Here is a 23,400-nt window from a genome sequence, read left to right on the forward strand (position 1 = left end):
TCTCCTTGCCGGCACCGCCGGTCCGTCCTTTGTTCGTTCCTGTTTCCTCGGCTGTCGGCCACCTACCCCAAAAAACCTTTGCAGCAAAGTAAAAAGCGGGTATTTGTGCGGGTATCAGAGCAGGGTCATTCAATAAAAAGACAGTAAATTCAAGAGGTTAAGCTTAAAATGCTGCTGATGATCGACAATTACGACTCATTCACTTACAACGTCGTTCAGTACCTTGGCGAGCTGGGTGCCGAGGTAAAGGTCATTCGCAATGACGAAATGACCATCGCCCAGATCGAAGCCCTCAACCCCGAGCGCATCGTCGTATCTCCAGGCCCGTGCACGCCGAGTGAGGCGGGCGTGTCCATCGAGGCCATCCTGCATTTTGCCGGCAAGCTGCCGATTCTCGGTGTATGCCTGGGCCACCAGTCCATCGGCCAGGCTTTTGGTGGTGATGTGGTACGTGCCCGCCAGGTGATGCACGGCAAGACCAGCCCGGTACATCACCGTGACCTGGGCGTGTTCGCCGGCCTCAACAACCCGTTGACCGTTACCCGTTACCACTCGCTGGTGGTAAAGCGCGAAACCTTGCCCGAGTGCCTGGAAGTGACCGCCTGGACAGCCCATGCTGACGGTTCGGTCGACGAGATCATGGGCTTGCGCCACAAGACGCTGAATATCGAAGGGGTGCAGTTCCACCCCGAGTCGATCCTGACCGAACAGGGCCACGAACTGTTCGCCAACTTCCTCAAGCAGACCGGCGGCCGCCGCTAAGGATCGAACATGGATATCAAGAGTGCGTTGAGCCGTATCGTCGGCCAGCTGGACCTTTCAACCGAAGAAATGCGCGACGTCATGCGCCAGATCATGACCGGCCAGTGCAGCGAAGCGCAGATCGGCGCCTTCCTGATGGGCATGCGCATGAAGAGCGAAAGCATCGACGAGATCGTCGGTGCGGTGTCGGTGATGCGCGAGCTGGCCGACAAGGTCGAACTGCAGAGCCTCGATGGCGTGGTCGATATCGTCGGTACCGGCGGTGATGGCGCCAACATCTTCAACGTGTCCACCGCCTCGTCGTTCGTACTGGCGGCGGCAGGTTGCACCGTGGCCAAGCATGGCAACCGCGCGGTATCAGGCAAGAGCGGCAGTGCCGACCTGCTGGAGGCCGCCGGTATCTACCTGAACCTGACGCCCACCCAGGTGGCCCGCTGCATCGATAGCCTGGGCATCGGCTTCATGTTCGCGCAAAGCCATCATTCGGCCATGAAGCACGCTGCCGGCCCGCGTCGCGACCTGGGGCTGCGCACCCTGTTCAACATGCTCGGCCCGCTTACGAATCCGGCCGGGGTGAAGCACCAGGTGGTCGGGGTATTCGCCCAGACCCTGTGCCGCCCGTTGGTTGAAGTACTGCAGCGCCTGGGCAGCAAGCACGTGCTGGTGGTGCACTCGAAAGACGGCCTGGACGAGTTCAGCCTGGCTGCGCCGACCTTCGTCGCCGAACTGAAAAATGGCGAAATCACCGAATACTGGGTAGAGCCGGAAGACCTCGGCATGAAGAGCCAGAGCCTGCACGGCCTGGCCGTCGAGAACCCGCAGGCGTCGCTGGAGCTGATCCGCGATGCGCTGGGCCGACGCAAGACCGAAAACGGCCAGAAGGCCGCCGAGATGATCGTGCTCAATGCGGGCGCGGCGCTGTATGCCGCTGACCATGCCATGAGCCTGAAAGCCGGTGTGGAACTGGCCCACGACGTTCTGCACACCGGGCTGGCCTGGGAGAAGCTGCAGGAGCTGGGTGCCTTTACTGCAGTATTCAAGGTGGAGAACGAAGCATGAGTGTGCCGACGGTGCTGGAAAGGATCATTGCCCGCAAGTTTCAGGAAGTGGCCGAGCGCAGCGCGCGCGTCAGCCTCGCCGAACTGGAGGCCCTGGCCAAGGCTGCCGACGCCCCGCGTGGCTTTGCCAAGGCCCTGATCGAGCAAGCCGCGCGCAAGCAGCCGGCGGTGATTGCCGAAATCAAGAAGGCCTCGCCGAGCAAGGGCGTGATTCGCGAGAATTTCGTGCCGGCGGAAATCGCCGTCAGCTACGAGAAGGGCGGGGCGACCTGCCTGTCGGTGCTGACCGATGTGGATTACTTCCAGGGCGCCGACGAGTACCTGCAGCAGGCCCGCGCGGCGGTGTCGCTGCCGGTGATCCGCAAGGACTTCATGGTCGATCCGTACCAGATTGTCGAGGCCCGGGCCTTGGGCGCGGACTGTGTGCTGCTGATCGTGTCGGCGCTGGATGACGTGAAGATGGCCGAACTGGCGGCCACGGCCAAGGATGTTGGCCTCGACGTGCTGGTGGAAGTGCACGATGGCGATGAACTGGAGCGCGCGTTGAAAACCCTGGATACACCGCTGGTGGGGGTGAACAACCGCAATCTGCACACCTTCGAGGTCAGCCTGGAAACCACCCTCGACCTGCTGCCGCGTATTCCGCGTGATCGCCTGGCGGTTACCGAGAGCGGCATCTTGAACCGGGCCGATGTGGAGCTGATGGCGATCAATGAGGTCTACTCGTTCCTGGTAGGTGAGGCATTCATGCGCGCCGAGCAGCCAGGGCTTGAATTGCAGCGGTTGTTCTTCCCGGAACAGGTGAAGAAGACTGTTCAGCAATTGGACTGACCGAATGAAGCCGGCGTTATTGCCGGCTTTTTTGTATGTCTGTAATGGCCCCTTCGCGGGCTCGCCCGCTCCCACAGGATGATCACCGGCTTTGGCATCTGTGGAATTCCTGTGGGAGCGGGCGAGCCCGCGAAGAGGCCGGTAAAAAAAACACATAGGTGGATCAATGACCGATCAACCCCTGGCCCTGACCGTAGAACAAGGCCTGCACGCCGAACAGGAATTGCTGGCCGCCGTCTGCCGCGGGGAGTGCGACAGTGGCGTGCTGTTCTGGCGCCCGACCGACCACGCCCTGGTCATGCCCCGGCGCATGAGCCGTCTGGAAAACTTCGAAGCCGCCTGCGCGGAGCTGGCGATTGCCGGCTGGCCGGTGCTGCTGCGCGAAACCGGCGGCGAACCGGTGCCGCAGTCACACTCCACGGTGAACGTAGCCCTGGTCTATGTTGCCCCCCGCAGCGAAGGCGACCACGGCCGTATCGAAAACGCCTACGAGCGCCTCTGCCTGCCGCTGTGTGAGGTGCTGCGCGAGTGGGGCGGGGTGGCGTCGGTGGGCGAAATCGACGGCGCCTTCTGCGATGGCCGCTACAACGTCAACCTCAATGGCCGCAAACTGGTGGGCACCGCCCAGCGCTGGCGCCAGGGGCTGGGTGGAAAGCGCCCGGTGGTGCTGGTGCACGGTGCGCTGCTGCTGGACAACGAGCGTGATTCGATGGTGGCTGCGGTCAACCGCTTCAACGAGTGCTGCGAGCTGGAGCAGCGCTGCCGCGCCGATGCGCACATCGCCCTGCACGAAGTGGCGCCTGCGGCCCCATGGTTCGAGCGGCTGTCGCAGGCCTATGCCAAGGTGCTGGCCAACCTGCCCAGGGACTAGCGGGTACCGTAGACCACCATGGTCTTGCCTTTGACCTGCACCAGGCTGCGTTCTTCAAGGTCCTTGAGGACGCGGCCGACCATTTCCCGCGAGCAACCGACGATGCGGCCGATTTCCTGACGAGTGATCTTGATCTGCATGCCATCGGGGTGGGTCATGGCGTCGGGTTGCTTGCACAGTTCCAGCAGGCAGCGGGCGACACGCCCGGTAACGTCGAAGAACGCCAGGTCGCCGACCTTGCGCGTGGTGTTGCGCAGGCGCTGGGCCATCTGGCTGCCCAAGGCATAAAGGATTTCCGGGTCCTGGCGCGCCAGTTCGCGAAATTTCTCATAACTGATTTCGGCCACTTCGCATTCGGTCTTGGCGCGCACCCAGGCACTGCGCTGCTGTTCACCTTCGACTGGTTCGAACAGGCCCAGCTCGCCGAAGAAGTCGCCATTGTTGAGGTAGGCGATGATCATTTCATGGCCGTCATCGTCCTCGATGAGGATGGTGACCGAACCCTTGATGATGAACGACAGTGTCTCGGCCCGGTCGCCGGCGCAGATGATGTTGCTTTTGGCGGTATAGCGACGGCGCTGGCAGTGCACCAGCAGCTTGTCGATGTTCTTGATCTTGGCGGGTAGGGCGGAAGCAACCATCACGAAATCCTGTTCGACATGACGCATAGGCTTTTTATAAAGGTTGGCTGGCGAAGTGCGCCAGTCATTTGGCGCCAGCTTATCAGACACTACCGGATGTTTCGGTACTAAACCGATATGACTCGTACTTTTCCCACAGCCGTACAAGGTCTAAGCTGACACCCTTTTTCGTAAATCAGGAGTCCGGGTAGATGAAGGCACGTATCCAGTGGGCCGGTGAGGCGATGTTCCTCGGCGAATCGGGGAGCGGCCATGTCGTCGTGATGGACGGCCCGCCCGAGGCCGGTGGCCGTAACCTGGGCGTGCGCCCGATGGAGATGCTGTTGCTGGGCCTGGGTGGCTGCAGCAGCTTTGACGTGGTCAGCATTCTGAAGAAGTCGCGCCAGGCGGTGGAAAGCTGCGAGGCGTTCCTGGAGGCCGAGCGTGCCAGCGAAGACCCGAAGGTGTTTACCAAGATCCACATGAACTTCGTGGTGAAGGGGCGTGGGCTGAAGGAGGCCCAGGTCAAGCGTGCGGTAGAGCTGTCGGCGGAGAAGTATTGCTCGGCTTCGATCATGCTCGAGCGTGCCGGGGTTGAGATTAGCCACGGGTACGAGATTGTAGAGCTGGGTCAAGGCTGACATTTTGGGGCCGCTTTGCGCCCCATCGCGACACAAGGCCGCTCCTACAAGGGATCGCGTACCACCTGTAGGAGCGGCCCTGGCAATTTCAGCTGCGAAGCGCCGGCAGCGCAGCCCGCACCCATCCCGGCAAACAATCGCGCATCACCCGGCTCAACCGCTCCCGCCGCTTCTGGTAAACCAGCCCCAGCCCGATAACCCCCAGCCCGATCAGGGTCACCACCACCGGGAACAGCAGCGAGTCGGCAAACACCTCGTACGACAGGTACCCCAGGTAAGCCGCCACACCCAACGCCCCGAACACCATGAACACCGGCCGGCGCAACAGCACCGCCATTCCCATCAAGGCAATATTGATCAGGCAGTACAGGGCCTTGCCCAGCTCGCTGCCGCTGTCCACCAGCGTCAGCCCGCCCCAGAATGCCGCCAGCCCGGCCAGGTAGCCCCAGTGGGCATAGTCTTCGCGGGTGCGGCCGTCCACACCAACAAAAAGCACCAGCAAGCCCAGACCGAACCACAGCGAAACCTCGCGGCGCTGTTCCCAGCTGAATGGCGAGCCGAAAAACCATTCGCTCAAGTCCATCGACATGAACCACAGGGCGACGGCAATCGGCATGACGATAAACGGGTAGGGGATCAGCCTCAGCATCAACAGCCCGGCAAGTACCGTGGCTGCTTCCATTGCCAGCCAGCCGCCCTGCACGTAGGTGTAGTACTGGTGATAGTTCGCCTGCGCATCATCCATTGGCCACCAGCCGGCCAGCCGTTCGATGGCGAACACCGCCAACGGCACGATGCTGACCGCCACCGCCGCCAGCACCCCGGCCGCGACGGGCTGTACGCGCCGTTGCAGGTTAACGGCGAACAGTGTGAGCAGCAGAATATAGAGGCTGGCGATGAGCAGTAGCGCCCAGTCGCCGATGCGCATCCAGGCTTCGGTGAGCAACCAGCCCATGGCTGCCATGATCAGCATGGCGCCGAAGTAGAACGCGACATGGGCCAGCTGGAAGCTGCCACGCTGTGCTGGTCGCTGGCGCAAGAATGCCAGCAGGGCCTGGTCCTGGCCCGGCTGGAGAATGCCGGCTTGCACGGCGCGCGCCAGGTCCTTGGCGTCGAAACGGTCCGTCATGGTGATGCCTTCAGATACGGTAGGTGCTCTTGGTCATGACTTTGGCCAACAGGCTCATGCCAAAGCGAACCGGGGCAGGGAAGCGATAACCGCCGGCTTCCAGTGCAGACTCGGCGTGCTGTTCCTCGTCGACGCGCATCTGTTCGAGGATGGCCCGGGACTTTTCGTCTTCCTGCGGAATCTGCTCCAGGTGCTCGTCGAGGTGCTTGCACACCTGATGCTCGGTGGCGGCGACAAAGCCCAGGCTGACCTTGTCGCTGACCAGCCCGGCGAGTGCACCGATACCGAACGACATGCCGTAGAACAACGGGTTGAGCACGCTGGGGTGGCTGTTCAGCTGGCGAATGCGCTGTTCGCACCAGGCCAGGTGGTCCACTTCTTCCTCGGCGGCATGTTCCATGGCCTTGCGCACTTCGGGCAGCTTGGCGGTCAGGGCCTGGCCCTGGTACAGCGCCTGGGCGCACACTTCACCGGTGTGGTTGATACGCATCAGCCCGGCAACATGGCGGGCCTGCTGTTCGTCAAGGTCGACGTCCGGCTGGACGATGGCCGGCGATGGGCGGGCGGGTTGGCCGCTGAAGGGCAGCAAGGTGCGCATGGCGGTATCGGCCTGCAGCAACAAGCGGTCGAGCGGCGAGTAGTGACGTTCGGTAGCCATCGGGCACCTCCGCAAGAATGTGCCCGACAGTTTACCGCAATAGTGGCAGGGTCGCTTGCCGTGGATCAGCCCGGTGGCCAGTGCATCTGGCGCTGGCCAAGCACGTGCATGTGGATGTGGTAGACGGTCTGGCCGCCTTGCTCGTTGCAGTTCATGACTACGCGGAAGCCTTCTTCGCAGCCAAGTTCCTTGGCCAGGCGCTGGGCGGTGAACAAGATGTGACCAGCCAGGCCTTTGTCTTCCTCGGTCAAGTCATTGAGAGTGCGGATGTGCTTTTTCGGGATGACCAGAAAATGCACGGGCGCCTGGGGGGCGATATCGTGGAACGCCAGAACCTGGTCGTCCTCGTAGATGATCTTCGCCGGGATTTCCCGGTTGATGATCTTAATGAATAAATCGTCCACAGCACTTGCTCCATGGTGAGGGTCGGGCCGAGTGTACTCAGCCGGGCGCCGCTCGCCCAGTAGCTATTCCATACCAACCGGGCAATAGCGGCGGTGGATGGCACCGGCCAGCTTGCGCACCAGCCAGCGCGGCAGCAGACGCGGGGCGAACGCCAGCCAGCGGTTGCGCCGGCCGGGCATGATCAGCGCGCGGTTCTTGTCCAGCGCGCGTACCGTGTACAGCGCAACTTCCTCAGGGCTGAGGCAGCGTGGCTTGCCATCCAGCCGCGGAATGCGCCGGCGCGAGGAGTGCACCGGGCCTGGGCACAGTACCGAAACCTTGATGCCGGTGCGCTTGAGTTCTTCACGCAAGGCCTGGGAGAAGCTCAGTACATAGGCCTTGCTAGCGGCATAGGCGGCCATCCACGGGCCAGGCGCCACCCCTGCCAGGCCCGCGACATTGAGGATCTGTCCGCCGCCCTGCACGGCCATCAGGTTACCGATGGCGTGGCACAGGCGGCTCAGGGCCAGCACGTTGACTTCCAGCAAGTCCTGCTCGTCCGCCCACTCATGGGCCAGGAATGGCCCGTAGGTGCGCAGGCCGGCACAATTGACCAGCAGGTCTATACGTCGCTCGCCTTCCTCCAGTTCAAGCACGAAGCCTGACAGGCGTAACGGTTGGCTCAGATCGCAGGCGCGGAATAGCACCTCGACACCGAAGCGTTGGGTCAGTTCGATGGCCACCGGCTCCAGCGTTTCACGCTGGCGAGCCACCAGGATCAGGTTGCGCCCGCGCCGCGCCAGGGCTTCCGCCAGGGCGAGGCCCAGGCCGCTGGAAGCACCAGTGATCATGGCGTAACGGGTCATGCAAGGCTCCTGGGGGCTGAAGAGGGCGCCTAGTGTACAGCTTGGCCAGTCAAGGTGTTGCCTTTTGCTACAAGGTACGGTCGCGCAGGGCCTGGCAGCGCTCCAGAGCGTCCCGGTACTCGTCATGCAGCCGTCCGATGAGCGCGCTGGCACTGGGCAGGTCGTCGATACCGCCGACCCCCTGGCCCGCCGACCACACGGTCTTCCAGGCCTTGGCTTCATCGTCGATCGGCTTGAGCTTGCCTTGCTCGTGGCCGCCCTTGAGGTTATCCATGTCGTAGCCAGCTTGCTCCAGGCTCGGGCGCAGGAAGCTGGCAGGGACGCCGGACACCGCTGGGGTGTGGATGATGTCGGCGGCATGGGAATCGAGCAGCATCTGCTTGTAGGCGCCCGGGGCCTGGCTTTCTGCGGTGGCGATGAAGCGGGTGCCCATGTACGCAAGGTCCGCACCCAGCATTTGCGCGGCGAGGATCTCGTGGCCGTGGTTGAGGCAGCCGGCCAGCAGCAGGGTCTTGTCGAAGAACTGGCGAATCTCTGCGGCCAGGGCGAACGGGCTCCAGGTGCCAGCATGGCCGCCTGCGCCCGCAGCGACGGCGATCAGGCCATCGACGCCGGCTTCGGCGGCTTTCTCGGCATGGCGGCGGGTGGTGACATCGTGGAACACCAGGCCGCCGTAGCCATGTACGGCATCGACCACTTCCTTCACCGCGCCGAGGCTGGTGATGACGATCGGTACGCGATGCTCCACGCACAAGGCCAGGTCGGCCTGCAGGCGCGGGTTGGTCGGGTGGACGATCAGGTTGACGGCATAGGGTGCTGGCGCCTGCAACAGTGCCAGGCCTGCCTCGATTTCCTCCAGCCAGGCCTTGAAGCCGGCACTGTCGCGCTGGTTCAGGGCCGGGAAGCTGCCGACCACGCCGTTGGAACAGCAGGCCAGTACCAGCCTGGGGTTGGAGATCAGGAACATCGGTGCGGCAACCACGGGCAGGCGCAGGCGTTGTTCGAGGGAGGCAGGTAGCGACATGGCAAGGCTCCTTGAGCGGGTGGCTATGTCAAAACGGTTTGACCACCACCAGAATTACGATACCCAGCAGGAACAATACGGGTACTTCGTTGAACCAGCGATAGTAGACATGGCTGCGGGTGTTGCTGCCGCTGGCGAAGCGCTTGCGCTGGGCGCCGCACATGTGATGGTAGACGGTCAGCAGGATGACCAGGGTCAGCTTGGCATGCAGCCAGCCCTGGCTGAGCCAGCCGGGCGTGAGATAGAGCATCCACGCGCCGAATACGTAGGTGGCGATCATCGCCGGGTTCATGATGCCGCGAAACAGCTTGCGCTCCATGGTCACGAAGCGTTCCTGGCTGATGCTGTCCTGGCTTTGGGCGTGGTAGACGAACAGCCGCGGCAGGTAGAACAGGCCGGCGAACCAGCAGACCACGCTGACGATATGCAGCGCTTTGATCCATAGGTAAAGCATGGGGGAGTTCCTTCAGGTATTCACGGTCGTCAGATAGTAGTGGTCAAGCGCCCGAAGGGTCACCCGAAGAGTTGTTACAGGCGCCTTGCGCCCCTATTATCGTGCGCTTTCCAGACGGCTCGTTGATAAGGGGCAAGCGTTATGATCAAGGTCGGTATCGTCGGCGGCACGGGTTACACCGGCGTCGAACTGTTGCGTCTGCTGGCACAGCATCCACAGGCCGAAGTGGCGGTCATCACTTCGCGCTCCGAGGCGGGCGTTGCAGTGGCGGACATGTACCCGAACCTGCGCGGCCACTATGACGGTCTGGCGTTCAGCGTGCCGGACAGCAAGACCCTGGCCGCCTGCGACGTGGTGTTTTTCGCCACCCCGCACGGTGTTGCCCACGCCCTGGCTGGCGAACTGCTGGCGGCAGGTACCAAGGTGATCGACCTGTCGGCCGACTTCCGCCTGCAGGACGCCGCCGAGTGGGGCAAGTGGTACGGCCAGCCGCACGGTGCGCCAGAGCTGCTCAAGGACGCGGTATACGGCCTGCCTGAAGTCAACCGCGAGAAGATTCGCCAGGCGCGCCTGATCGCTGTGCCGGGTTGCTACCCGACTGCTACCCAACTGGGCTTCCTGCCGCTGCTGGAAGCTGGCCTGGCCGACCCGTCGCGCCTGATCGCCGACTGCAAGTCGGGTGTCAGCGGCGCTGGCCGCGGTGCGGCGGTGGGCTCGCTGTTCTGCGAAGCCGGCGAAAGCATGAAAGCCTATGCAGTGAAGGGTCATCGCCACCTGCCGGAAATCAGCCAAGGTCTTCGCCTGGCCGCTGGCAAGGATATCGGCCTGACTTTCGTGCCGCACCTGACGCCAATGATCCGTGGCATCCACGCCACCCTGTACGCTACCGTCGCCGACACTTCGGTCGACCTGCAGGCGCTGTTCGAGAAGCGTTACGCCAACGAACCGTTCGTCGACGTGATGCCGGCTGGCAGCCATCCGGAAACCCGCAGTGTGCGCGGTGCCAACGTCTGCCGCATTGCCGTTCATCGCCCGCAAGGTGGTGACCTGGTGGTGGTGCTGTCGGTGATCGACAACCTGGTCAAGGGCGCGTCCGGCCAGGCAGTGCAGAACCTCAACATCCTGTTCGGCCTGGACGAGCGCATGGGCTTGTCACACGCCGGCCTGCTGCCGTAAGCCGCCAGCATTCGAAAAGGCCCGCGTCGTGCGGGCCTTTTTGTAGGTCGCGACTAAAGCCGCACAATTCTTGACCGATTTTCTCGGGAAAGCGGATAATGCGCGTCATCGAGTTTTATGGCGGCTACCACGCCGGGAGAATCAACATGAGCGTCGAAACCTTCACCCCTACCGCTTTGGAATTCACCCACGGCGCTGCGCAAAAGGTGAAGAACCTGGTTTCCGAGGAAGGCAACGATCGTCTGAAGCTGCGCGTGTTCGTCACCGGTGGTGGCTGCTCGGGCTTCCAGTATGGCTTCACCTTCGATGAGGACGTGGCCGAAGACGACACCATCGTCGAGCGCGAAGGTGTTTCCCTTGTGGTCGACCCAATGAGCTTCCAGTACCTCGCCGGCGCCGAAGTGGATTACCAGGAAGGTCTGGAAGGCTCGCGCTTCGTGATCAAGAACCCGAACGCTGCCACCACCTGTGGCTGCGGCTCCTCGTTCTCGATCTGAGGCCTGGCCATACGAAGACGCCGCGCAATTGCGCGGCGTTTTGCTTTCTGGCGTAAGGTTCAGGCCGGGTAGATTGCGCCGAGTACGCGCAGGCCCTTGGCCGCTGTCACGCTAGGGCGATTGGCAGCGATGCCTTCCAGGCAGCAGTGGGCCAGCCAGGCGAAGGCCATGGCTTCGACCCAGTCCGGGTCCACGCCATGGGCGCCGGTGCTGGCGACACGGGCGTCGGGCAGCAACTGGCCAAGGCGTGCCATCAGGGCGCCGTTGCGCGCACCGCCACCGCAGACCAGCAGCGCTTCGGTGCCTTGCTGGGCGTTGCTCAACGAGTCGATGATGCTGCGTGCGGTCAGTTCCAGCAAAGTTGCCTGTACGTCCTCGTCGCGGTAAGCAGGCAGGCGGGCCAGGTGACCTTCCAGCCAGGACAGGTTGAATACTTCGCGTCCGGTGCTCTTCGGGCCGATTCCGGCGAAGAACGGGTCGGCCAGCAGTGCGCTGAGCAAGTCGGCTCGCACCAAGCCCGAGGCAGCCCAAGCCCCATCCGCATCGTAGGCCTGGCCGCGCTTGCGTTCGATCCAGGCATCCAGCAGCACGTTGCCCGGGCCGCAGTCGAAGCCGTGGACTGGCTTGTCGTGTTCGATCAGGCTGAGGTTGCTGAAGCCGCCCACGTTGAGAATTGCCAGGCGCTGGCCCAGGTGGCTGAACAGGGTTTCATGGAAGGCCGGCACCAGTGGCGCACCTTGGCCACCGGCGGCCACATCGCGCCGGCGGAAGTCGGCGACTACGCTGATGCCGGTAAGCTCGGCCAGCAGCGCCGGGTTGCCGATCTGCACGGTAAAGCCGCGTGCAGGTTCGTGTCGGATGGTCTGGCCGTGGCTGCCGATGGCGCGGATGGCTCCGGCCTGCAGCCCTTGCCTGGTCAGCAGCTCGCGGATGCCTTCGCCTGCCAGGCTGGCCCAGCGGTTTTCCGCCAGTGCAGCGCGGGCGATCTCGTCAGGGCCGCTGCTGCAAAGGCCCAGCAGTTCCTGGCGCAGGTCGCCGGGCATGGGCAGGTAGTGGGTGGCGAGCAGTTGGAGCTGCTCGCCTTGTTCGATCAAGGCAATGTCCAGGCCATCGAGGCTGGTGCCGGACATCACCCCCAGGTAGAGCCCCATGGGCTTAGCGCTTGTTCGCTGCGAGCAGGGTGGCCTTTTCCTGATCCATGCGGGCGATCAGGGGTTGGCTCTGCTGCAGGAAACGCTGGCGCTCGTTCCTGGCGATCGGGTCGGCCATCGGCACCTTCTGGCTCAGCGGGTCGACGTGCACGCCATTGACCTGGAACTCGTAGTGCAGGTGCGGACCGGTGGACAGGCCGGTGGTGCCGATGTAGCCGATGATCTGGCCCTGCTTGACCGAGCCGCCGGTCTTGATGCCCTTGGCAAAGCCCTGCATGTGGCCGTACAGCGTCTTGTAGCGGTTGCCGTGCTGGATGATCACGGTGTTGCCGTAACCACCGCGGCGCCCGGCCAGCTCGATGCGGCCGTCACCGGCTGCCTTGATTGGAGTGCCGCGTGGGGCGGCGTAGTCGACGCCTTTGTGGGCACGGATCTTGTTCAGGATCGGGTGCTTGCGGCCGGCGGAGAAGCGCGAGCTGATGCGGGCGAAGTCGACCGGGGTGCGGATGAAGGCCTTGCGCAGGCTGTTGCCATCGGCGGTGTAGTAGCTGGTGTTGCCCTGCTTGTTGGTATAGCGCACCGCGGTGTAGGTCTTGCCGCGGTTGGTGAAGCGCGCGGACAGGATGTTACCGGTGCCGACGACCTTGCCGTCCATTACCTTCTGCTCGTAGACCACGTCGAATTCATCGCCCGGGCGAATGTCCTGGGCGAAATCGATGTCGTAACCCAGCACGCGAGCCATGTCCATGGTCATGCTGTGGGACAGGCCGGCACGTTGGGCCGAGGCCGACAGCGAGCTTTTGATCACGCCGTGGGCGTAGGCGGTACGCACAACCGGCTTGCTGATCTCGCGGTTGAAGGTATAGCCCTTGTCGGTCTTGGTCAGGCGAATGGTTTCGAGGTTGCTGACCTTGCTGTGCAGGCTGGCCAGCTGGCCGTCCTTGTCGAGCTCGAACTGCAGCACCTGGCCGTGCTTGAGCTGGCTGAACTGCTTGGCCTGCTTGTTGCTGGCCAGCAGGTCGTGCACCGCGTTGCTCGGCAGGCCGACCTTGGCGAACAGGGTGGACAGGGTATCGCCCCGGGCCACAGTGACTTCGCGGTGGCTGGGTTGCTTGGCGGCTTCGACGACCGGTTCGGCGGCAGGGGCTTCCTGCTCGGCCTTCTGGGTCTCGGGGGTGGTCTCTTCGATTTGGGCGAATGGCGAGCCTTGCTCACCTTCTGCCTGCACCAGGGGCGCAGCGCGGGATTCGTCCTTCAACTGCTCGGCAGGGCTCTCCAGCTCGAGGTTGAGGGTGGTTTTCTTGGCTTCCACTTCGCTGGAGGGAAACACCAGCAGGGCCAGGCTGAGCAGGGCGGCGATGCCGCTGGCGGCCAACAGATGGCTTTTCGGATAAAGCGGGGGCGCTTTAGGCGGTTCGTTGGTCATGGGCAAGGTGACTTTGAAAAAGGTGAAATGGAAAAGATGAATGACATGATGAAGATGAAATAACTGTATAAAATATAACCAAATCCATTTTCACGCAAGGGCGCGTAGACGCCGCAAGCGTGTGTTCGGGTCACATTCCTTTGCGAAACTTGTAATTGACGGCCGATCTTGTATGGTTGGCTCCCCCTGAATCTGAGCCTTGCGGGTTTGTCTATGAAGTCGGTTGAAGAGCAGCTGGCGCTTATCAAGCGCGGTGCGGAAGAAGTACTGGTCGAGTCGGAACTGGTGGAGAAGCTCAAGCGCGGCCAGCCTCTGCGCATCAAGGCCGGCTTCGACCCGACCGCGCCTGACCTGCACCTTGGGCACACGGTGCTGATCAACAAGCTGCGCCAGTTCCAGGACCTGGGGCACCAGGTCATCTTCCTGATCGGTGACTTCACCGGCATGATCGGTGACCCGAGCGGCAAGAGCGCCACGCGCCCGCCGCTGACCCGCGAGCAGGTGCTGGAAAACGCCGAGACCTACAAGCAGCAGGTGTTCAAGATCCTCGATCCGGCCAAGACCGAGGTCGCGTTCAACTCCACCTGGATGGACAAGCTGACCCCGGCCGACTTCATTCGCCTGGCATCGCAGTACACCGTGGCGCGCATGCTCGAGCGCGATGACTTCGACAAGCGCTACACCACCAACCAGCCTATTGCCATCCATGAGTTCCTGTACCCGCTGGTGCAGGGTTATGACTCGGTGGCGCTGAAGGCAGATGTCGAGCTGGGTGGTACCGACCAGAAGTTCAACCTGCTGATGGGGCGTGAGCTGCAGCGCGCCTATGGCCAGGAGGCGCAGAACATCGTGACCATGCCGCTGCTCGAAGGGCTCGACGGCGTGAAGAAGATGTCCAAGTCGCTGGGTAACTATGTAGGTATCCAGGAAGCGCCGGGGGTGATGTACAGCAAATTGGTTTCGATCCCGGATACCCTGATGTGGCGCTACTTCGAGCTGCTGAGCTTCCGTTCCATGGAAGAGATCGAGCAGTTCCGTACCGACGTCGCCAATGGCGCTAATCCGCGCGACATCAAGATCAAGCTGGCGGAAGAGATCGTTGCACGCTTCCATGGCGAAGAGGCTGCGGCCAATGCTCACCGTGCCGCGGGTAACCGCATGAAGGAAGGCGAGTTGCCGGAAGATCTGCCGGAGGTCGAAGTCGCTGCGGCTGAAAGCCTGCCAATTGCTGCCGTGCTGAACCGGGCTGGCCTGGTGAAGAACTCGGCTCAGGCGCGTGATTTGCTGAGTGGTGGTGCGGTCAAGGTTGATGGCGCGGTGGTCGATCGTGACTTCGTCTTCGCGCTGGGTGCAACCCATGTGTGCCAGGCGGGCAAGAAGTCATTTGCACGGGTTACCCTCAAGGCCGAGTGATTGTCTGCAGGTGTAGCTATATAGAAGCGGGGAGGCCGACAGGCCTCCCCGCTTTGCTTTTCGGCGATATGAAAGTTTCTTGAAATTAAAGGTTGACGCCCTCTCGAATCCCCTTATAATGCGCCCCACTTCCAGCGACATCGGAACGAAAAACTTGTTGAGATTCAACAAGTTAGATTGTTCAGAAAGAGTTGAAAGGGCTACGATCGAATGATCGACAGCGGTTGAGATGATGGTTGACAGCGCTTCTAAACGCTGTATGATTCGCCTCCCGCTACGAGAGATCGAAGCGAGTCAAGTGTTTGAAGCTAAACGAGTTTCTCGCAAAAAACTTCAAAATAAACGCTTGACAGCAAATGAGGAAAGCGTAGAATGCGCGCCTCGGTTGAGACGAAACGCTCTTAACCAAACGCTCTTTAACAAATCGAATCAAGCAATTCGTGTGGGTGCTTGTGAGTACGGACTGATAGTCACAAAGATTATCAGCATCACAAGTGGCCATGCGAGAAATCACATAGTCATTTGAGATTGCTGAGCCAAGTTTAGGGTTTCTTAAAAACCCAAGCAGTATTGAACTGAAGAGTTTGATCATGGCTCAGATTGAACGCTGGCGGCAGGCCTAACACATGCAAGTCGAGCGGATGACGGGAGCTTGCTCCTTGATTCAGCGGCGGACGGGTGAGTAATGCCTAGGAATCTGCCTGGTAGTGGGGGACAACGTTTCGAAAGGAACGCTAATACCGCATACGTCCTACGGGAGAAAGCAGGGGACCTTCGGGCCTTGCGCTATCAGATGAGCCTAGGTCGGATTAGCTAGTTGGTGAGGTAATGGCTCACCAAGGCGACGATCCGTAACTGGTCTGAGAGGATGATCAGTCACACTGGAACTGAGACACGGTCCAGACTCCTACGGGAGGCAGCAGTGGGGAATATTGGACAATGGGCGAAAGCCTGATCCAGCCATGCCGCGTGTGTGAAGAAGGTCTTCGGATTGTAAAGCACTTTAAGTTGGGAGGAAGGGCAGTAAGTTAATACCTTGCTGTTTTGACGTTACCGACAGAATAAGCACCGGCTAACTCTGTGCCAGCAGCCGCGGTAATACAGAGGGTGCAAGCGTTAATCGGAATTACTGGGCGTAAAGCGCGCGTAGGTGGTTCGTTAAGTTGGATGTGAAAGCCCCGGGCTCAACCTGGGAACTGCATCCAAAACTGGCGAGCTAGAGTACGGTAGAGGGTGGTGGAATTTCCTGTGTAGCGGTGAAATGCGTAGATATAGGAAGGAACACCAGTGGCGAAGGCGACCACCTGGACTGATACTGACACTGAGGTGCGAAAGCGTGGGGAGCAAACAGGATTAGATACCCTGGTAGTCCACGCCGTAAACGATGTCAACTAGCCGTTGGAATCCTTGAGATTTTAGTGGCGCAGCTAACGCATTAAGTTGACCGCCTGGGGAGTACGGCCGCAAGGTTAAAACTCAAATGAATTGACGGGGGCCCGCACAAGCGGTGGAGCATGTGGTTTAATTCGAAGCAACGCGAAGAACCTTACCAGGCCTTGACATGCAGAGAACTTTCCAGAGATGGATTGGTGCCTTCGGGAACTCTGACACAGGTGCTGCATGGCTGTCGTCAGCTCGTGTCGTGAGATGTTGGGTTAAGTCCCGTAACGAGCGCAACCCTTGTCCTTAGTTACCAGCACGTTATGGTGGGCACTCTAAGGAGACTGCCGGTGACAAACCGGAGGAAGGTGGGGATGACGTCAAGTCATCATGGCCCTTACGGCCTGGGCTACACACGTGCTACAATGGTCGGTACAGAGGGTTGCCAAGCCGCGAGGTGGAGCTAATCTCACAAAACCGATCGTAGTCCGGATCGCAGTCTGCAACTCGACTGCGTGAAGTCGGAATCGCTAGTAATCGCGAATCAGAATGTCGCGGTGAATACGTTCCCGGGCCTTGTACACACCGCCCGTCACACCATGGGAGTGGGTTGCACCAGAAGTAGCTAGTCTAACCTTCGGGAGGACGGTTACCACGGTGTGATTCATGACTGGGGTGAAGTCGTAACAAGGTAGCCGTAGGGGAACCTGCGGCTGGATCACCTCCTTAATCGACGACATCAGCCTGCTGATGAGCTCCCACACGAATTGCTTGATTCATGGTTGAAGACGATCAAGATCCTGTATGGATCTTGTGTTGTTCCTGGTCAGAACTTGGAAATGAGCATTCGTTTCGAATGTTGATTTCTGACTTTTGTCAGATCGTTCTTTAAAAATTCGGATATGTGATAGATATAGACTGATGGCCAGTTTCACTGCTGGTTAATCAGGCTAAGGTAAAATTTGTGAGTTCTGCTCGAAAGAGCAACATGCGAATTTTCGGCGAATGTCGTCTTCACAGTATAACCAGATTGCTTGGGGTTATATGGTCAAGTGAAGAAGCGCATACGGTGGATGCCTTGGCAGTCAGAGGCGATGAAAGACGTGGTAGCCTGCGATAAGCTTTGGGGAGTCGGCAAACAGACTGTGATCCAGAGATCTCTGAATGGGGGAACCCACTCAGCATAAGCTGAGTATCTTGTACTGAATACATAGGTGCAAGAGGCGAACCAGGGGAACTGAAACATCTAAGTACCCTGAGGAAAAGAAATCAACCGAGATTCCCTTAGTAGTGGCGAGCGAACGGGGACCAGCCCTTAAGTTGATTTGAGATTAGTGGAACGCTCTGGAAAGTGCGGCCATAGTGGGTGATAGCCCCGTACACGAAAATCTCTTGTCAATGAAATCGAGTAGGACGGAGCACGAGAAACTTTGTCTGAATATGGGGGGACCATCCTCCAAGGCTAAATACTACTGACTGACCGATAGTGAACCAGTACCGTGAGGGAAAGGCGAAAAGAACCCCGGAGAGGGGAGTGAAATAGAACCTGAAACCGTATGCGTACAAGCAGTGGGAGCCTACTTTGTTAGGTGACTGCGTACCTTTTGTATAATGGGTCAGCGACTTATATTCAGTGGCGAGCTTAACCGAATAGGGGAGGCGTAGCGAAAGCGAGTCTTAATAGGGCGTTTAGTCGCTGGGTATAGACCCGAAACCGGGCGATCTATCCATGGGCAGGTTGAAGGTTAGGTAACACTGACTGGAGGACCGAACCGACTACCGTTGAAAAGTTAGCGGATGACCTGTGGATCGGAGTGAAAGGCTAATCAAGCTCGGAGATAGCTGGTTCTCCTCGAAAGCTATTTAGGTAGCGCCTCATGTATCACTCCAGGGGGTAGAGCACTGTTTCGGCTAGGGGGTCATCCCGACTTACCAAACCGATGCAAACTCCGAATACCTGGAAGTGCCGAGCATGGGAGACACACGGCGGGTGCTAACGTCCGTCGTGAAAAGGGAAACAACCCAGACCGTCAGCTAAGGTCCCAAAGTCATGGTTAAGTGGGAAACGATGTGGGAAGGCTTAGACAGCTAGGAGGTTGGCTTAGAAGCAGCCACCCTTTAAAGAAAGCGTAATAGCTCACTAGTCGAGTCGGCCTGCGCGGAAGATGTAACGGGGCTCAAACCATGCACCGAAGCTACGGGTGTCATCTTTGATGACGCGGTAGAGGAGCGTTCTGTAAGCCTGTGAAGGTGAGTTGAGAAGCTTGCTGGAGGTATCAGAAGTGCGAATGCTGACATGAGTAACGACAATGCGAGTGAAAAACTCGCACGCCGAAAGACCAAGGTTTCCTGCGCAACGTTAATCGACGCAGGGTTAGTCGGTCCCTAAGGCGAGGCTGAAAAGCGTAGTCGATGGAAAACAGGTTAATATTCCTGTACTTCCAGTTATTGCGATGGAGGGACGGAGAAGGTTAGGCCAGCCTGGCGTTGGTTGTCCAGGTTTAAGGTGGTAGGCTGAAATCTTAGGCAAATCCGGGATTTCAAAGCCGAGAGCTGATGACGAGTTGCCTTCAGGCGACGAAGTGGTTGATACCATGCTTCCAAGAAAAGCTCCTAAGCTTCAGATAACTGGGAACCGTACCCCAAACCGACACAGGTGGTTAGGTAGAGAATACCAAGGCGCTTGAGAGAACTCGGGTGAAGGAACTAGGCAAAATGGCACCGTAACTTCGGGAGAAGGTGCGCCGGCGAGGGTGAAGGACTTGCTCCGTAAGCCCATGCCGGTCGAAGATACCAGGCCGCTGCGACTGTTTATTAAAAACACAGCACTCTGCAAACACGAAAGTGGACGTATAGGGTGTGACGCCTGCCCGGTGCCGGAAGGTTAATTGATGGGGTTAGCGCAAGCGAAGCTCTTGATCGAAGCCCCGGTAAACGGCGGCCGTAACTATAACGGTCCTAAGGTAGCGAAATTCCTTGTCGGGTAAGTTCCGACCTGCACGAATGGCGTAACGATGGCGGCGCTGTCTCCACCCGAGACTCAGTGAAATTGAAATCGCTGTGAAGATGCAGTGTATCCGCGGCTAGACGGAAAGACCCCGTGAACCTTTACTATAGCTTTGCACTGGACTTTGAATTTGCTTGTGTAGGATAGGTGGGAGGCTTTGAAGTGGGGACGCCAGTTCTCATGGAGCCATCCTTGAAATACCACCCTGGCAACTTTGAGGTTCTAACTCAGGTCCGTTATCCGGATCGAGGACAGTGTATGGTGGGTAGTTTGACTGGGGCGGTCTCCTCCCAAAGAGTAACGGAGGAGTACGAAGGTGCGCTCAGACCGGTCGGAAATCGGTCGTAGAGTATAAAGGCAAAAGCGCGCTTGACTGCGAGACAAACACGTCGAGCAGGTACGAAAGTAGGTCTTAGTGATCCGGTGGTTCTGTATGGAAGGGCCATCGCTCAACGGATAAAAGGTACTCCGGGGATAACAGGCTGATACCGCCCAAGAGTTCATATCGACGGCGGTGTTTGGCACCTCGATGTCGGCTCATCACATCCTGGGGCTGAAGCCGGTCCCAAGGGTATGGCTGTTCGCCATTTAAAGTGGTACGCGAGCTGGGTTTAGAACGTCGTGAGACAGTTCGGTCCCTATCTGCCGTGGACGTTTGAGATTTGAGAGGGGCTGCTCCTAGTACGAGAGGACCGGAGTGGACGAACCTCTGGTGTTCCGGTTGTCACGCCAGTGGCATTGCCGGGTAGCTATGTTCGGAAGAGATAACCGCTGAAAGCATCTAAGCGGGAAACTTGCCTCAAGATGAGATCTCACTGGGATCTTGAATCCCCTAAAGGGCCGTCGAAGACTACGACGTTGATAGGTTGGGTGTGTAAGCGCTATGAGGCGTTGAGCTAACCAATACTAATTGCCCGTGAGGCTTGACCATATAACACCCAAGCAATTTGCTAGCGCAGATTGCGGTGGTGAAGACGAAACAACCGAAAGTTCGCAACATCACAAATATCGCATATCCGGATTCGCTGGGCTGTCCATTTGGACATTCTGGCAACAGAATTTCTTGACGACCATAGAGCATTGGAACCACCTGATCCCATCCCGAACTCAGTAGTGAAACGATGCATCGCCGATGGTAGTGTGGGGTTTCCCCATGTGAGAGTAGGTCATCGTCAAGATTCATTTCGCAAAACCCCTATCTGCGCATGCAGGTAGGGGTTTTGTCTTTGTGGTGCAAAAAATCCCAAGCATACGCCGCCCCTGTGGGAGCGGGTTCACCCGCGAACGCCGGCAAGGCCGGTGCCATCCACCGCGTCGCCTGCTTTGCGGCGAAAGCCCATAAGTGCGGCGCGGGTCTTCAGGGTATGCTGCAGGATCCCCATCGCCTTGCCGGCGGGCCCTTTTCCTATGCAAGCCAACGGCCCATAGCTATCATGCCTGCCTTATTCCAAGTCGAGACTGGCATGCTGAAGTTGTTGAATCTCCTCAAGGATGGTCGGTTCCATTCCGGAGAAGCTCTGGGGGCGGCCCTCGGGGTAAGTCGCAGCGCCGTTTGGAAACAGCTGCAGCACCTGGAGAGCGAGCTGAACCTTAGTATTCACAAGGTTCGTGGGCGCGGCTATCAGCTGTCGGCGCCACTGGCTTTGCTCGATGCACATGCGATCTCCGAGTTTGCCGAAGGCGAGCATTGGCCCGTCTTCATCCACGAAACCATCGACTCGACCAATGCCGAAGGCCTGCGGCTAGCCGGGGAAGGGCAGGTCGCTCCATTTCTGGTCCTGGCCGAGCGCCAGAGCGCCGGCCGGGGTCGTCGCGGTCGGCAATGGGTCAGCCCGTTTGCCGAAAACCTGTATTACAGCCTGGTTCTCCGCGTAGATGGTGGCATGCGCCAGCTCGAGGGCTTGAGCCTGGTGGTGGGGTTGGCAGTAATGCGTACCCTGCAGGCTTTTGGGGTAAAGGATGTGGGGCTCAAATGGCCCAACGATGTCCTCGTACGCGGGCAAAAGATCACCGGTATCCTCCTGGAGTTGGTGGGCGACCCTGCAGATGTTTGTCATGTGGTGCTGGGTATCGGCATCAATGTGAACATGCAGACCAACGATCAGGTCGACCAGGTGTGGACCTCGATGCGTCGCGAAGTAGGTGCGGCAATCGATCGTAACCGGCTGGTAGCGTTGCTCAATCAGCAGTTGCAGCACGAATTGGCACGGCATCGTCGCTATGGGTTTGCCGCATTCCAGGAAGAATGGGAACAGGCGCACCTCTGGCAGGGGCGCAGTGTTTCTCTGGTTGCCGGTAGCATGCGTATTGATGGCGTGGTTCTTGGCGTCGACGGGCAGGGCGGCTTGCGCCTTGAGGTGGACGGGGTGGAGAAGAGCTTCAGTGGTGGTGAGCTCAGTTTGAGGTTGCGTGATGATTCTTGAGCTCGATTGCGGTAACAGCTTCATCAAATGGCGAGTAATCCATGTCGCTGATGCAGTGATTGAAAGCGGCGGTATCGTCGACTCCGATCAGGCGCTGGTGGCCGAAGTGGCTGCACTGGCTTCGGTGCGTCTCAGCGGTTGCCGCATTGTCAGTGTGCGCAGTGAGGAAGAAACCGATGCGCTTTGCGCGCTGATTGCCCAGGCGTTTGCCGTGCAGGCACGGGTGGCGCACCCGGCCCGGGAAATGGCGGGTGTGCGCAATGGCTATGACGATTACCAGCGCCTGGGCATGGACCGTTGGTTGGCGGCGCTGGGGGCCTTTCACTTGGCCAGGGGCGCCTGCCTGGTCATTGATCTGGGGACCGCTGCAAAAGCGGATTTCGTTGCGGCGGATGGCGAGCATCTGGGTGGCTACATCTGCCCGGGGATGCCATTGATGCGTAGCCAGTTGCGTACGCACACCCGGCGTATCCGTTATGACGATGCTTCCGCCGAGCGGGCATTGGCCAGCCTGGCGCCGGGACGCTCGACGGTCGAGGCGGTCGAGCGCGGTTGCGTGTTGATGCTTCAGGGTTTTGCGCGTACCCAGCTCGAACAGGCGCGTGCATTGTGGGGGGAGGATTTCACGGTGTTCCTCACAGGTGGCGATGCGCCGCTGGTAAAGGAGGCCGTCCCCCAGGCGCGTGTCGTGCCTGACCTGGTTTTCGTAGGCCTGGCCATGGCCTGCCCATTGGATTGAGGTGCCTATGCGTTGGTTGTTTCTGCTGTTACTGGTGCTTAACGTCTTCTATTACGTGTGGCACCAGCAGGAAGCCCCGCTGAAGGTCAAGGAAGTCGCGCCCTTGTCGCTGTACAAGGGCAATCAGCAAGAAATCCGCCTGTTGCGCGAAACAGGGGTGTCGGCACCGCCCAAGCGGCGGGACGAGTGCCTGGTGGTCGGTGGTGTGATGGGGCAGGGGCAGCTCGATGCGCTGCGTCAGCGTTTGGTGAGCTTGGATATTGCCACGCTGCCGGTGGTGGGGCAGCTGCCAGGGGCGGACGGTCGTTGGCTCAAGGTTGCCCCGGAAAGCGAGCGTTTGCTGGACCAAACCGTCCTTGCGACTCTTTCCAACGATTTCAAAGACTTAAAACACAAAATTATTTTCTGCCAGGGTATTGCAACTGGCGAATAGCTTGATAGAATGGCGCCCGCTTCACAGGGAACACCACTTAGGTGGCAGAACTGGAAGCAGTGTCAAAGCAGCTAAGTTTCAGATTTGATTGAAAAAATTTGAAAAAACGCTTGACACTGGGACGGCAGACAAATAGAATGCCGGCCACATCTGGAGGGATTCCCGAGCGGTCAAAGGGGACGGACTGTAAATCCGTTGCGAGAGCTTCGAAGGTTCGAATCCTTCTCCCTCCACCAGTTTTAGCGAGAGCCGCAAGCTCCGCGGGTATAGTTTAGTGGTAGAACCTCAGCCTTCCAAGCTGATGATGCGGGTTCGATTCCCGCTACCCGCTCCAAGTTTGCTGGATTTTGCGCAAAGTGTTTCGCTCTTGTAGCTCAGTTGGTAGAGCACACCCTTGGTAAGGGTGAGGTCAGCGGTTCAAGTCCGCTCAAGAGCTCCATATAAACAAGGCAGATAT

Annotated in this window: 20 protein-coding genes, 3 tRNA genes and 3 rRNA genes; 17 read left to right on the plus strand and 9 right to left on the minus strand. The window is 59.5% G+C overall.

From position 1 onward, the window contains the following. Positions 1 to 168: 168 nt before the first annotated feature. The 4 genes from KDB76_RS02505 to KDB76_RS02520 all read left to right on the plus strand — a co-directional run bounded on the left by KDB76_RS02505 (position 169) and on the right by KDB76_RS02520 (position 3,522). The gene (locus KDB76_RS02505) at positions 169 to 762 is read left to right on the plus strand and encodes an aminodeoxychorismate/anthranilate synthase component II (protein ID WP_003259809.1); all 594 of its coding nucleotides are present in this window, start codon (positions 169 to 171) and stop codon (positions 760 to 762) included. Between the two features lie 9 nt (positions 763 to 771). Beyond that, the gene (trpD, locus tag KDB76_RS02510; protein WP_038408595.1) at positions 772 to 1,821 is read left to right on the plus strand and encodes an anthranilate phosphoribosyltransferase; all 1,050 of its coding nucleotides are present in this window, start codon (positions 772 to 774) and stop codon (positions 1,819 to 1,821) included. Beyond that, positions 1,818 to 2,651, plus strand: a complete 834-nt coding sequence (gene trpC, locus KDB76_RS02515) for an indole-3-glycerol phosphate synthase TrpC (protein ID WP_013970610.1) — start codon at positions 1,818 to 1,820, stop codon at positions 2,649 to 2,651. Before trpD ends, trpC begins: the two co-directional genes overlap by 4 nt. Positions 2,652 to 2,817: 166 nt before the next feature. Beyond that, positions 2,818 to 3,522 carry a lipoate--protein ligase family protein gene (locus KDB76_RS02520; RefSeq protein WP_038408597.1) on the plus strand — a complete coding sequence of 235 codons (705 nt, stop codon included), beginning with the start codon at positions 2,818 to 2,820 and terminating at the stop codon, positions 3,520 to 3,522. Here the strand turns inward: KDB76_RS02520 and crp are convergent. After that, positions 3,519 to 4,163, minus strand: a complete 645-nt coding sequence (gene crp, locus KDB76_RS02525) for a cAMP-activated global transcriptional regulator CRP (protein WP_012270218.1) — start codon at positions 4,161 to 4,163, stop codon at positions 3,519 to 3,521. The genes KDB76_RS02520 and crp overlap by 4 nt on opposite strands. A 191-nt stretch (positions 4,164 to 4,354) precedes the next feature. On the opposite strand from crp, the gene KDB76_RS02530 reads away from it, so the two are divergent. Beyond that, positions 4,355 to 4,783: an OsmC family protein gene (locus tag KDB76_RS02530; protein WP_013970613.1), complete on the plus strand. Its 429-nt coding sequence runs from the start codon at positions 4,355 to 4,357 to the stop codon at positions 4,781 to 4,783. 88 nt (positions 4,784 to 4,871) lie between these two features. Here KDB76_RS02530 and KDB76_RS02535 read toward each other — a convergent pair whose 3' ends face one another. The 6 genes from KDB76_RS02535 to hemJ all read right to left on the minus strand — a co-directional run bounded on the left by KDB76_RS02535 (position 4,872) and on the right by hemJ (position 9,298). After that, complete coding sequence (locus KDB76_RS02535) at positions 4,872 to 5,912, minus strand: hypothetical protein (protein WP_013970614.1); 1,041 nt, start codon at positions 5,910 to 5,912, stop codon at positions 4,872 to 4,874. A gap of 10 nt (positions 5,913 to 5,922) precedes the next feature. Then, positions 5,923 to 6,570: a 2-polyprenyl-3-methyl-6-methoxy-1,4-benzoquinone monooxygenase gene (gene coq7, locus KDB76_RS02540; RefSeq protein ID WP_003258825.1), complete on the minus strand. Its 648-nt coding sequence runs from the start codon at positions 6,568 to 6,570 to the stop codon at positions 5,923 to 5,925. 65 nt (positions 6,571 to 6,635) lie between these two features. Continuing rightward, positions 6,636 to 6,974, minus strand: a complete 339-nt coding sequence (locus tag KDB76_RS02545) for a histidine triad nucleotide-binding protein (protein WP_013970615.1) — start codon at positions 6,972 to 6,974, stop codon at positions 6,636 to 6,638. Positions 6,975 to 7,037: 63 nt separating this feature from the next. Then, positions 7,038 to 7,820 carry an SDR family oxidoreductase gene (locus KDB76_RS02550; RefSeq protein WP_013970616.1) on the minus strand — a complete coding sequence of 261 codons (783 nt, stop codon included), beginning with the start codon at positions 7,818 to 7,820 and terminating at the stop codon, positions 7,038 to 7,040. A 67-nt stretch (positions 7,821 to 7,887) separates the two neighbouring features. Further along, complete coding sequence (locus KDB76_RS02555) at positions 7,888 to 8,844, minus strand: nitronate monooxygenase family protein (RefSeq protein WP_013970617.1); 957 nt, start codon at positions 8,842 to 8,844, stop codon at positions 7,888 to 7,890. 28 nt (positions 8,845 to 8,872) lie between these two features. Next, entirely contained in the window at positions 8,873 to 9,298 is a 426-nt protein-coding gene (hemJ, locus tag KDB76_RS02560) for a protoporphyrinogen oxidase HemJ (RefSeq protein ID WP_003258833.1), read from the minus strand. Positions 9,299 to 9,439: 141 nt separating this feature from the next. On the opposite strand from hemJ, the gene argC reads away from it, so the two are divergent. Next, complete coding sequence (gene argC, locus KDB76_RS02565) at positions 9,440 to 10,474, plus strand: N-acetyl-gamma-glutamyl-phosphate reductase (protein ID WP_013970618.1); 1,035 nt, start codon at positions 9,440 to 9,442, stop codon at positions 10,472 to 10,474. Between the two features lie 146 nt (positions 10,475 to 10,620). Further along, positions 10,621 to 10,971: an iron-sulfur cluster insertion protein ErpA gene (gene erpA / locus KDB76_RS02570; protein WP_015268740.1), complete on the plus strand. Its 351-nt coding sequence runs from the start codon at positions 10,621 to 10,623 to the stop codon at positions 10,969 to 10,971. Positions 10,972 to 11,030: 59 nt separating this feature from the next. Here erpA and KDB76_RS02575 read toward each other — a convergent pair whose 3' ends face one another. After that, positions 11,031 to 12,122: an anhydro-N-acetylmuramic acid kinase gene (locus tag KDB76_RS02575; protein WP_013970620.1), complete on the minus strand. Its 1,092-nt coding sequence runs from the start codon at positions 12,120 to 12,122 to the stop codon at positions 11,031 to 11,033. 4 nt (positions 12,123 to 12,126) lie between these two features. Next, on the minus strand, positions 12,127 to 13,548 hold the full coding sequence (locus tag KDB76_RS02580) for a peptidoglycan DD-metalloendopeptidase family protein (RefSeq protein WP_013970621.1): 1,422 nt from the start codon (positions 13,546 to 13,548) through the stop codon (positions 12,127 to 12,129). A gap of 213 nt (positions 13,549 to 13,761) precedes the next feature. Here KDB76_RS02580 and tyrS point away from each other — a divergent pair, with 213 nt between their 5' ends. From tyrS to KDB76_RS02630, 10 genes are all read left to right on the plus strand, one after another. Continuing rightward, entirely contained in the window at positions 13,762 to 14,961 is a 1,200-nt protein-coding gene (tyrS, locus tag KDB76_RS02585; protein ID WP_013970622.1) for a tyrosine--tRNA ligase, read from the plus strand. A 572-nt stretch (positions 14,962 to 15,533) separates the two neighbouring features. After that, positions 15,534 to 17,070: ribosomal RNA gene (locus KDB76_RS02590) — 16S ribosomal RNA — on the plus strand. A 317-nt stretch (positions 17,071 to 17,387) separates the two neighbouring features. Beyond that, positions 17,388 to 20,279: ribosomal RNA gene (locus KDB76_RS02595) — 23S ribosomal RNA — on the plus strand. Positions 20,280 to 20,410: 131 nt separating this feature from the next. Then, positions 20,411 to 20,526, plus strand: a 5S ribosomal RNA gene (gene rrf, locus KDB76_RS02600). Together the 16S, 23S and 5S rRNA genes form the textbook arrangement of a ribosomal RNA operon. A 285-nt stretch (positions 20,527 to 20,811) precedes the next feature. Next, positions 20,812 to 21,771: a bifunctional biotin--[acetyl-CoA-carboxylase] ligase/biotin operon repressor BirA gene (gene birA / locus KDB76_RS02605; RefSeq protein WP_013970623.1), complete on the plus strand. Its 960-nt coding sequence runs from the start codon at positions 20,812 to 20,814 to the stop codon at positions 21,769 to 21,771. Beyond that, entirely contained in the window at positions 21,761 to 22,510 is a 750-nt protein-coding gene (locus tag KDB76_RS02610) for a pantothenate kinase (RefSeq protein ID WP_013970624.1), read from the plus strand. The genes birA and KDB76_RS02610 overlap by 11 nt, the downstream gene beginning before the upstream one ends. A gap of 7 nt (positions 22,511 to 22,517) precedes the next feature. Continuing rightward, the gene (locus KDB76_RS02615; protein ID WP_023662661.1) at positions 22,518 to 22,943 is read left to right on the plus strand and encodes a hypothetical protein; all 426 of its coding nucleotides are present in this window, start codon (positions 22,518 to 22,520) and stop codon (positions 22,941 to 22,943) included. Positions 22,944 to 23,095: 152 nt separating this feature from the next. Continuing rightward, positions 23,096 to 23,179, plus strand: a tRNA-Tyr gene (locus tag KDB76_RS02620). Between the two features lie 24 nt (positions 23,180 to 23,203). Continuing rightward, a tRNA-Gly gene (locus KDB76_RS02625) sits at positions 23,204 to 23,277 on the plus strand. A gap of 29 nt (positions 23,278 to 23,306) precedes the next feature. Continuing rightward, positions 23,307 to 23,382: transfer RNA gene (locus KDB76_RS02630), tRNA-Thr, on the plus strand. Positions 23,383 to 23,400: the final 18 nt, after the last annotated feature.

This window comes from Pseudomonas sp. JS425, from assembly GCF_018223845.1.
GTDB classification, from domain to species: Bacteria; Pseudomonadota; Gammaproteobacteria; order Pseudomonadales; family Pseudomonadaceae; genus Aquipseudomonas; species Aquipseudomonas asiatica.

Coding starts and splice junctions, on each gene's coding strand:
- KDB76_RS02530 (WP_013970613.1), top strand. CDS start 4,355: ATGAAGGCACGTATCCAGTGGGCCGGTGAGGCGATGTTCCTCGGCGAA.
- KDB76_RS02535 (WP_013970614.1), bottom strand. CDS start 5,912: ATGACGGACCGTTTCGACGCCAAGGACCTGGCGCGCGCCGTGCAAGCC.
- KDB76_RS02505 (WP_003259809.1), top strand. CDS start 169: ATGCTGCTGATGATCGACAATTACGACTCATTCACTTACAACGTCGTT.
- tyrS (WP_013970622.1), top strand. CDS start 13,762: ATGAAGTCGGTTGAAGAGCAGCTGGCGCTTATCAAGCGCGGTGCGGAA.
- KDB76_RS02555 (WP_013970617.1), bottom strand. CDS start 8,844: ATGTCGCTACCTGCCTCCCTCGAACAACGCCTGCGCCTGCCCGTGGTT.
- birA (WP_013970623.1), top strand. CDS start 20,812: ATGCTGAAGTTGTTGAATCTCCTCAAGGATGGTCGGTTCCATTCCGGA.
- hemJ (WP_003258833.1), bottom strand. CDS start 9,298: ATGCTTTACCTATGGATCAAAGCGCTGCATATCGTCAGCGTGGTCTGC.
- KDB76_RS02615 (WP_023662661.1), top strand. CDS start 22,518: ATGCGTTGGTTGTTTCTGCTGTTACTGGTGCTTAACGTCTTCTATTAC.
- argC (WP_013970618.1), top strand. CDS start 9,440: ATGATCAAGGTCGGTATCGTCGGCGGCACGGGTTACACCGGCGTCGAA.
- KDB76_RS02575 (WP_013970620.1), bottom strand. CDS start 12,122: ATGGGGCTCTACCTGGGGGTGATGTCCGGCACCAGCCTCGATGGCCTG.
- KDB76_RS02580 (WP_013970621.1), bottom strand. CDS start 13,548: ATGACCAACGAACCGCCTAAAGCGCCCCCGCTTTATCCGAAAAGCCAT.
- coq7 (WP_003258825.1), bottom strand. CDS start 6,570: ATGGCTACCGAACGTCACTACTCGCCGCTCGACCGCTTGTTGCTGCAG.
- KDB76_RS02610 (WP_013970624.1), top strand. CDS start 21,761: ATGATTCTTGAGCTCGATTGCGGTAACAGCTTCATCAAATGGCGAGTA.
- crp (WP_012270218.1), bottom strand. CDS start 4,163: ATGGTTGCTTCCGCCCTACCCGCCAAGATCAAGAACATCGACAAGCTG.
- trpD (WP_038408595.1), top strand. CDS start 772: ATGGATATCAAGAGTGCGTTGAGCCGTATCGTCGGCCAGCTGGACCTT.
- KDB76_RS02520 (WP_038408597.1), top strand. CDS start 2,818: ATGACCGATCAACCCCTGGCCCTGACCGTAGAACAAGGCCTGCACGCC.
- KDB76_RS02550 (WP_013970616.1), bottom strand. CDS start 7,820: ATGACCCGTTACGCCATGATCACTGGTGCTTCCAGCGGCCTGGGCCTC.
- trpC (WP_013970610.1), top strand. CDS start 1,818: ATGAGTGTGCCGACGGTGCTGGAAAGGATCATTGCCCGCAAGTTTCAG.
- erpA (WP_015268740.1), top strand. CDS start 10,621: ATGAGCGTCGAAACCTTCACCCCTACCGCTTTGGAATTCACCCACGGC.